Genomic DNA, 9217 nt, shown 5'->3' with positions numbered 1-9217 from the left:
CGGTTGAATCCGCGCGGGGCCTTGTTGCTTGGGTCGTCGCACGACATCCTGCGTAACACCTGTTTATTACATGGCCTACATCCGATAAGCCTGGCTTACAAACAGTTGCGGCAGGCGATGCTACATTTCTTCGTCACAAGAAAAGCACACCGTCCCCATGTCCCTACGCCGACCTGCACCCCCCTACTTCGCCCTGCGCACCCTGACCGCCGCCGTCGCCCTGAGCGCCGCCGGCTCGGCCGCGGCAGGCGTGTCGTACCGAATGGACCGCCCGTCCGCCGCCCCCGGCGAGACCGTCACCATCGAAGCCGTGTACTTCAACGAAGGCAGCGCACGCGCCAACTGGCAAGCGCCACCCGAATTGGTGCTGCAATGGCGCAGCCAGGACGGCCAGATCGTGCGCAGCCTGGCCAAGCTGGACGGTGACCGCGCAAGCTACAGCGTGCCCGTCAACAACTTTGCCCGCATGGCATGGACCGCCGTCGTGCCCAGCACCGCGCGCGGCCTGCAAGCCGTGTCCATTGAAGGCGAGCCGTCCTTGATGGCGCTGGACGCCACCGGCCGCGAAACCGGCACGCTGGCCAGCACGCCGGCCCAAGGCCCCGTGGTGGATGCGCGCAGCGGCCAGCCCGTGCCCGTGGCCGCCGTCACGGCGGCGGGGGCCTCGCCCGATGTGGGCCCCGCGCCCGACGCCACCGTTGCGCCGACCGTGCAGCCGCAAACCGCGTTCGACCGCTTCCGCAGTTCCATCTCGGAATACAAGCCCGTCTACTTCGACATCGGCACCCGCGGCCGCACCACCGCCCGCTTTCAGATCAGCGCCAAGTACCGCCTCTTCAGCCCGACGGGCGACCGCCCGGCAACCTGGGGAGAGAACTTCTACCTGGCGTACACGCAGACTTCGCTGTGGGATTTGCAGGGCGATTCCATGCCCTTCATCGACACCACCTTCAACCCCAGCGCCTTCTGGCTGTCGGACAGCATCTGGCAATCCGCCAACCAGAACTGGCGCTTCGGCATGAACACCGGCGTGGAGCACAGCTCCAACGGCAAGGACGGCGACGAATCGCGTTCAGTCAACGACGGCTATATCGAACCGCGCTTCCACTACCGCTTCGACGGCGGCAGCACGCTGACCTTCGCGCCCAAGGTCAAGGCTTACTTCGGCGTGGCCGATGAGAACCGCGACTACGCCGATTACGCCGGCCACGTGGATTGGCAATTGCGCTGGGCGCAAGACAACGGCGCAGTGGTGTCCGCGATGTACCGCCAAGGCGACCAGAAACGCCGCACGACGCAGCTGGACTTTGCCTGGCCGCTGCAACGCACGTGGTTGAACATGAACGGGTATCTGCACTTGCAGTATTTCAACGGGTACGGGGAGACGTTGCTTGGGTATAACCAGCGCAATGAATCGCAGTTCCGGGTGGGGTTGTCGTTGGTGCCTTGAGGGTGATGGGGGGTGCGTAGGTTAAGGGGTGGGTGTTTGCGTGCGGTGTGGTGATGGGTTGCGCGCGTTGGGGGGGCGGGGTTCTTTTGTCGTTTTTCCCGCGCTTCACCCATCCTACGATGCCAGCGTCAGCTCGGGTTCAGGGATTCGTAGACGAGGGTGGCTAGCGTCAGGTCTTCCAGGGCGCTGCCGACGGCCTTGAAGACCGTGATTTCCTGATCGTTTTGACGACCCGGGCGGGCGCCGGTGGTGAGTTGGTGCAGATTGCCCTGGATGGCGTCGCGGGTCAGCACGCCGGCGTCGAAGGCTGACAGCAGGTCGCCGGATTTGGTGGGGGCTTCGTCGGTATCCACGTAAACCGTCGTGCCGTCAAAGCAGGCCGGGTCCGTCTCACGCATCTCGGGCGTGAAGCTGCCGATCAGGTCCAGGTGCGTGCCGGGGCGCAACCAGGCGCCCTGAATCAGCGGCACGGTGGACAAGGTGGCGCAACTGATGATGTCGGCCGCACGCGCGGCGGATTCCAGGTCGGTCGTGGCCTGGGCATCAATGCCCTGTGCACGCAGGCTTTCCGCCAATGCCTGGGCGCCGGCCTCGCGCACATTCCACACCATCACACGCTGGATCGGACGCACGGTACGCATGGCTTGCGCCACCAGGCCCGCGATGCGGCCCGAGCCCACGATCAGCAGCGTGCTTGCCTCCTTGCGCGCCAGATAGTCCGCACCCCGCGCGGCCGCGCCCGCCGTGCGGTAGACGGTAACGATGTCGCCATCCACCTGCGCGATCGGCACGCCGGTCGTGGCGCTGTACAGGTTGTACGTGGCGTGCAGGCCGGGCAGGCCCTGGTGCGTGTTCTCGGGAAAGATGTTGATGATCTTCACGCCGAAATAACCCCGGTCGCTCCAGGCGGGCATGATCAGCGTGGTGCCGTGGGCCGTGCCCGACTGAATGGCGTGGACGTGCCGCGTGGGCACGGTGGCGCCTTCGCGGAAGGCCTCGCGCAGGGCGGGAATGACGGCGTCGAATGACAGGGCGCCGCGAGTCTGTTCGGTGTCGATAAAGCGCATGGGATCAGTGCCTGAAGAGAGTCAACGAATCAAAGAGCCGCAGGCAGTCTAGCAGCGCGGACCTTGGGTGTGATGATCGAGGGCCGGATTGTCGAGATCCCGCACTCACGCGGGGAGCTTTTGGTGCACCTGCCCCAACTCCGGATTGAACCTTCACCATCCATTGCCACTGGCATTCCTGGATGAGCCCCAGCCCTCCAATGCCAAGACATTCCTGAATTGCGCCTGCGCCAGTCATTGCCAAGACATTCCCCGATGCGCCCCAGCCCTCCATTGAAGGCATTGCCTGGCGCAGCTATCCCTGGTCGCCAAAAAATTGCCTGCGATAACGCAGGCAATTTTCAACCGGGCTTAAGCCACGTCCGGCACGGGTAGCGGATCACCCGCGCCGGTGCGTTCGGTGATCAGCTTGTAGTGCTGCGGGCTGCGATGTTTAGCGAAATTGAAGACGTGTTCGCGGAAGGTCTGGCCCATGGCCAGATCGATCTTCGCGGTAATCACTTCGTCTTCCTCGCCGCTGGAACGCGCCACGATCTCGCCGGACGGCGCCACGATCATCGAACTGCCAATCATGTGGTGGCCGTCTTCATGGCCGCACTTGCCGGCAGCGCCGACCCACACCGCGTTCTGATAGGCGCTGGCCTGCAACACGATCTCGTGCGTGGTGGTGCGCCAGTGCGCCGGTTCGTTCCAATGGATGTTCAGCGACGGCGTGTTGTAGCCCAGCACGATCAGCTCGGCGCTTTGCAACGACATCACGCGGTACGTCTCGGGCCAGCGGCGGTCATTGCACAGGCACATGCCGATCTTGACGTCGTTGGTCTCCCATACGCCAAAGCCCAGGTCACCAACTTCAAAGAACTTCTTTTCCAGATGCTGGAACGGCGCGTCGACCTTGTGGTCGGAATGCCCCGGCAGATGGATCTTGCGGTACTTGCCGATGATCTTGGCCGTACGGTCAACCAAGATGGCGGTGTTGAACTGGCGGCCTTCCGGAGTCACTTCCGCATAGCCCAGGTAAAACCCGATGCCCAGCTCGCGCGCGGTGTCGAACAGCGGCTGCACATCGGCATTGGGCATGGACTTTTCAAAGAAGCGGTCAACCGCTTCCGCGTCTTCCATCCAGTAGCGCGGGAAGAAGGTCGTCAGGGCGAGTTCCGGGAACACGACAAATTCCGCCTTGCGACCAGCGGCCTCGCGCATCATCTCGACCAGACGGCGCACAACCACCGCGCGGGTGTCGGCAAGGTTCACGGCGCCCATCTGGGCGACCGCCAGGCCCATTTTGCGGGCGGGGGATGCGTTACTCACGATGTCAATCTCCAGGGGTTCGTTTCGAATGGGGTTCGAGTGCCGGGGGGGTGGCAGATGGCGGCGGCGAATGGCGCGCGCGACCGTAGGAAAGAAGCATGCATGCCTTCGCGACTTTGCGATACCGTGAGCCGTTGGGTTGCGGTGGGCGGTGGCCGGGGCGGGGATTGTCGCTAAGGCGCTGATTGGATTGAGGATTCAGCACGCGGACGGTGTTGGCGGACGGCCGAGGCATAACCCTGGATCATGGACGCCATGCAAACTTTTATATCGGGTTTCCCCGCAGTGTCGGGCGTGTGCCTCGAGGGCGGTTGGTGTGGGTGGATCGTGATGGGTTGCGCGCGTTAAGCGTCGGATTTCGCGTGACGGGCGTGCCGCGCTTCACCCATCCTACAAAGTACCGTCGCGTCAGGTGCCGAGGATAGGTCCGTCGAATCAGGTGCCGAGGATAGGTCCGTCGAGTCAGGCGCCGAAGATAGGTCCGCCGAATCAGGTGCTGGCAACGGTCGTGGGATCACACGCCAAGAGAGGTCCGTCGGTTCAGGTGCCGACGGCGGTCGTCGCATCACATGCCAAGCGAGGTCCGTCGGATCACGCCCGGAAAATGCCGCCAAACCAAATGCCAAAAGAGGCCGCCCGGGCGGCCGGCTTTGGCGGCCCTGCACACTTTTCCAATCCCTCACCGGCCTCACAGAAGCATGCCAAGCACACCGCCCGCCCCAGCAACCGACAAGTTTCTGCGGCGCAGCTCGGGGTGGTGGCGGCCTGGTGGCGCGGGGAGTCGATAAGCCCGAGGGAATCCGAAGGCAGCCGCCGCAGGCGGCAACGAGGATGACGATGGGGCAGTCCGGAGCGAAGGCTCCGGACCGCAATCGTTGACCCGCGACGCCAGGACGCCGCCGCCCCGGGCGTCTCAAGAACCACACCCCGTGCATCTCAAGAACCGCACCCCGGGCATCTCAAGAACCACACCCTGCGCTTCTCAAGAACCACGCCCCGGGCATCTCAAGAACCACACCCTGGCATCTAAAACCACACCCTGTGCTTCTCAAGAACCGCACCCGGCGCATCCCAGGCACCACGCCTCGATCATCTCAAGAACCACACCCCAAGCATCTCAAGACTCGCCCCCCTTGCATCTCAAGCCCCGCACACCAAGGGCATTCCCTCCCCTCTCCCGCACCAAGCCTCCCGTAAACTCCCCCCAAAATCCGCCCGCCCGCCGCCCCCGCAATAAATCCCATCATGTTCGCCGACCTGAACCACCTATCCCACCACGCCGCCTGGCGTCGTCAGTTGGAAATGTTGCTGGAATCCGCTGGCGAAGGCATTTACGGGATCGACCTGCGTGGCCGTTGCATCTTCATCAACGGCGCCGGCGCCACCTTGCTGGGCTACACCCCCGACGAAGTCGTTGGCCGCAACATGCACTACCTCATCCATCACTCCCACGCCGACCGCGCCCTGATGCCCGTGCATGACTGCCGCATCTTCCAGGCCTTTCGTGAAGGCCGTGGCGTGCGCGTGGACGACGAAGTGCTCTGGCGCCGCGACGGTTCCTGCTTTGACGCCCAATACGCCTCCTACCCCATCCGCAACGAACAGGAAGTCGTCGGCGCCGTCGTCACGTTTTCAGACATCACCGACCGCAAGCGCATCGAACGCGAACTGCACAGCACCCAGGCCCTGCTGGAACGCCGCGTCGGCGAACGCACCGCCGAACTCAGCAACGCCCATGATTCCCTGCGGCGCCTGTCCTCCCACCTGTCCACCCTGCGCGAAGAAGAGCGCGCCCACATCGCCCGCAACATCCATGACGACCTCGGCGCCTCATTCACCGCCCTGCAACTGGACCTGAACTGGCTGCGCCGCCAACTGGGCGCCACGCCCGCACTGCAAACCCACGTCGACCGCATGCTCGAAGTCACCCAGACCGCCATGGGCGCCACCCGCCGCATCCTCAGCGACCTGCGCCCTGTCGTGCTTGACCACCTGGGCCTGTGGGCCGCCCTGGAAACTTTGCTGCAAGACCTGCAAACCCGCACCGGCCTGCAATGCCGCTACCTGTGCCCGCCCGACACCGAACGCCGCCGCCTTGACCGAAACGCCGAAATCGCCGTCTACCGAATCGTCCAGGAACTGCTGACCAACGTGCAGCGCCACGCCTGCGCCCGCAGCGTCAGCGTCAGCGCCGTCTGGAGCGACGACGGCCTGCTGCTTACCGTGGAAGACGACGGCATCGGCATGCAACTGCCAGAAGCCCGCCACACCTTCGGCATACTTGGCATGCGCGAACGCGCCCGCGGCATTGGCGGCGACCTTGCCCTGGACAGCGCCCCCGGCGCCGGCATGCGCGCCCGCCTGCGTCTGAACCCCACCTGCGCCTGAATCCCGCCAGCGCCTGACCCCTACTTGTCCCGCCCCATGGCCCTGAACCTGCTCATCGTCGACGACCACCTCATCATCCGCCGAGGCCTGGCCCGCATCCTGGAAGAAGACCCGCGCGTCGCCCTCGTGCACGAAGCCGCCGACGCCCCTTCCGCCCTGCGCGCCCTGCGCCAGACCCGCTACGACGCCATGGTGCTGGACGTGGCCCTGGGCGAACGCGACGGGCTCGACGTCCTGAAAACCGTGCGCGCCGACTACCCCGCCCTGGGCGTCGTCATGCTGTCCGTCTACCCCGAAACCCAGTTCGCCGTGCGCGCCCTGCGCACCGGCGCGCACGCCTACCTGAACAAAGGCTGCGACCCCGACGAACTGCTGTCCGCCCTGATCAACGCCGCCGCCGGCAAGCTCTACGTCACCCCCACCGTGGCTGAACTCCTGGCCCACACCGTTCGCCAGGACAGCACCCGCCCCCCGCACGAACAACTGTCCAACCGCGAATTCCAGGTCTTGCAATTGCTGGTGGCCGGCCGTTCGGTATCCGCCATCGGCGAACAGTTGGCCCTGTCGGTCAACACCATCTCCACCTACCGCAGCCGCATCTTCGAAAAGCTCGGCGTGCGCACGCTCGTGGAACTGGTGGCCTACGCCAACACGCACCACCTGGGTGCGCTGTAGCCGCCTTGCGCACCAGCACGGCGCAGCGTCGCACCGCGTAGTAGACCCCCTACACGCATATCGTCGAACCGGGGATACCGGCCCCGCGCGCCCGGCCCCATGATGGCTCCAATCCCCCTCTGGCCGGAGCCATCCCATGTCCCTATTCAGCAATCCGTTCGACGCCAACAGCCGTCTTGCCTGCGGCTGCGGCCGCCACGCCTCGCAAGCCGAACATGAACGCGCCGTGCAATCCGTCACGGACAACGCCGTCGACCAGGCGGTGATGCGCGCCCTGTTCCCGGAAGACGGCCTGCGCCGCCGCTTCCTGCGCGCCGTGGGTGGTGGCACCGCCATGGCCGCCATTGCGTCGATCTTCCCGCTGGCCGCCGCCCGCGAAGCCTTCGCGCAATCCACCGGCCCGCTGGAAAAACAAAAGCTGAAGGTCGGCTTCATTCCCATCACCTGCGCCACGCCCATCATCATGGCCCACCCCATGGGCTTCTATGCCAAACAGGGCCTGGACGTGGAAGTGGTCAAGACCGCCGGCTGGGCCCTGGTGCGCGACAAGGCCATGTCCGGCGAATACGACGCCGCCCACATGTTGTCCCCCATGCCGCTGGCCATCTCGCTGGGCGTCGGCGCCAGCCGCGCCGTGCCGTGGACCATGCCCGCCGTGGAAAACATCAACGGCCAGGCCATCACGCTGTCCATGAAACACAAGGACCGCCGCGACCCCAAGGACTGGAAGGGCTTCAAGTTCGCCGTCCCGTTCGACTATTCCATGCACAACTACCTGTTGCGCTACTACCTGGCCGAACACGGCCTGGACCCCGACACCGACGTGCAGATCCGTTCCGTGCCGCCCCCTGAAATGGTGGCCAACCTGCGCGCCGACAACATCGACGGCTTCCTGGCGCCGGACCCGGTCAACCAACGCGCGGTCTACGACGGCGTGGGCTTCATCCACACCCTGTCCAAGAACATCTGGGACGGTCACCCCTGCTGCGCCTTCGCCGCCAGCCAGGAATTCGTGAAGACCATGCCCAACACCTACCAGGCCTTGTTGAAGTCCATCATCGAAGCCACCGCCTACGCCCGCAACCCCGCCAATCGCAAGGAAATCGCCGCCGCCATCGCCGCGCCCAACTACCTGAACCAGCCCGTCACCGTGGTCGAACAGGTGCTGACCGGCACCTACGCCGACGGCCTGGGCAAAGTGCTGACCGACCCCAACCGCATCGACTTCGATCCCATGCCGTGGCAGTCGTTTGCGGTGTGGATCCTGACGCAGATGAAGCGCTGGGGCCAGGTCAAGGGCGACATCGACTACCAGAAGGTGGCCAGCGAGGTCTTCCTGGCGACCGACGCCGTGCGCCTGATGCGCGAGGCCGGCCTGACCCCGCCCGCCGAAACGGCCAAGACCTTCAGCGTCATGGGCAAGCCGTTTGACCCCGCACAGCCCGAGGCCTATCTGGCCAGCTTCAAGATCCGGAGAACCTGATGCGGTCGGTGCAATATTGGCGGGCGACGTTCCTGTCCGTCGCGCTGTTCCTGGCGTTTCTGCTGCTGTGGCACGCCGCCACGCGCCCCGACACGGGCGACGTGACGGTGGACCCGGCCTACGCCGCGCTGGTCGGCAATGCCGCGGCCAGCGGCTCCAAGACGCCGTTTCCCGGCCCGGCCGACGTCGGCGAAAAGCTGTGGCAACACCTGAAGGATCCGTTCTACGACCGTGGCCCCAACGACAAAGGCATCGGCGTGCAACTGGGCTATTCGATAGCGCGCGTACTGGCCGGCTTCAGCCTGGCCGCACTGGTGGCGATACCGCTGGGCTTTCTGATCGGCATGTCCAAGACCGTCTACCGCGCCTTCGACCCCTTCATCCAGGTGCTCAAGCCGATTTCACCCTTGGCCTGGATGCCTCTGGCGCTCTACACGATCAAGGACGCCGACACGTCCGCCATCTTCGTCATCTTCATCTGCTCGTTATGGCCGATGCTGGTGAACACCGCCTTCGGCGTAGGCGCCGTGCGGCAAGACTGGCTGAACGTGGCGCGCACGCTGGAAGTGTCGCGCCTGCGCACCGCCTTGCAAGTGATTTTGCCCGCCGCCGCGCCCACCATCATGACCGGCATGCGTATATCGGTGGGCATCGCCTGGCTGGTGATCGTGGCCGCTGAAATGCTGATCGGCGGCACGGGCATCGGCTACTTCGTGTGGAATGAATGGAACAACCTGTCGATTGCCAACATCATCTGCGCCATCTTTTTCATCGGCCTGATCGGCATGCTGCTGGACACCGCGCTGGCTCGCGTCGCGCGGCTGGTCAGCTATCGGGAATAAC

Annotated in this window: 7 protein-coding genes; 5 read left to right on the top strand and 2 right to left on the bottom strand. The window is 65.0% G+C overall.

Annotated features, from left to right (window positions below):
• Positions 1 to 157 precede the first annotated feature (157 nt).
• A complete protein-coding gene (locus ACE04A_RS14785; protein ID WP_259245782.1) occupies positions 158 to 1450 on the top strand; it encodes a phospholipase A in 1293 nt (430 codons plus the stop codon).
• A 128-nt stretch (positions 1451 to 1578) separates the two neighbouring features.
• Here ACE04A_RS14785 and lhpI read toward each other — a convergent pair whose 3' ends face one another.
• Entirely contained in the window at positions 1579 to 2517 is a 939-nt protein-coding gene (gene lhpI / locus ACE04A_RS14780) for a bifunctional Delta(1)-pyrroline-2-carboxylate/Delta(1)-piperideine-2-carboxylate reductase (RefSeq protein WP_485820251.1), read from the bottom strand.
• A gap of 351 nt (positions 2518 to 2868) precedes the next feature.
• On the bottom strand, positions 2869 to 3801 hold the full coding sequence (locus ACE04A_RS14775; RefSeq protein ID WP_185975378.1) for an N-carbamoyl-D-amino-acid hydrolase: 933 nt from the start codon (positions 3799 to 3801) through the stop codon (positions 2869 to 2871).
• 1272 nt (positions 3802 to 5073) lie between these two features.
• On the opposite strand from ACE04A_RS14775, the gene ACE04A_RS14770 reads away from it, so the two are divergent.
• From ACE04A_RS14770 to ntrB, 4 genes are all read left to right on the top strand, one after another.
• Positions 5074 to 6216, top strand: a complete 1143-nt coding sequence (locus tag ACE04A_RS14770) for a sensor histidine kinase (RefSeq protein ID WP_447990614.1) — start codon at positions 5074 to 5076, stop codon at positions 6214 to 6216.
• A 36-nt stretch (positions 6217 to 6252) separates the two neighbouring features.
• Entirely contained in the window at positions 6253 to 6891 is a 639-nt protein-coding gene (locus tag ACE04A_RS14765) for a response regulator (protein ID WP_050450344.1), read from the top strand.
• Between the two features lie 136 nt (positions 6892 to 7027).
• Positions 7028 to 8374, top strand: coding sequence for a CmpA/NrtA family ABC transporter substrate-binding protein (locus ACE04A_RS14760; protein ID WP_391430618.1), 1347 nt, complete (start codon positions 7028 to 7030; stop codon positions 8372 to 8374).
• A complete protein-coding gene (ntrB, locus tag ACE04A_RS14755) occupies positions 8374 to 9216 on the top strand; it encodes a nitrate ABC transporter permease (protein WP_259245778.1) in 843 nt (280 codons plus the stop codon). The genes ACE04A_RS14760 and ntrB overlap by 1 nt, the downstream gene beginning before the upstream one ends.
• Position 9217: the final 1 nt, after the last annotated feature.

Source organism: Achromobacter colocynthidis (genome assembly GCF_057334535.1).
This window is presented reverse-complemented; position numbering and strand designations above follow the sequence as displayed.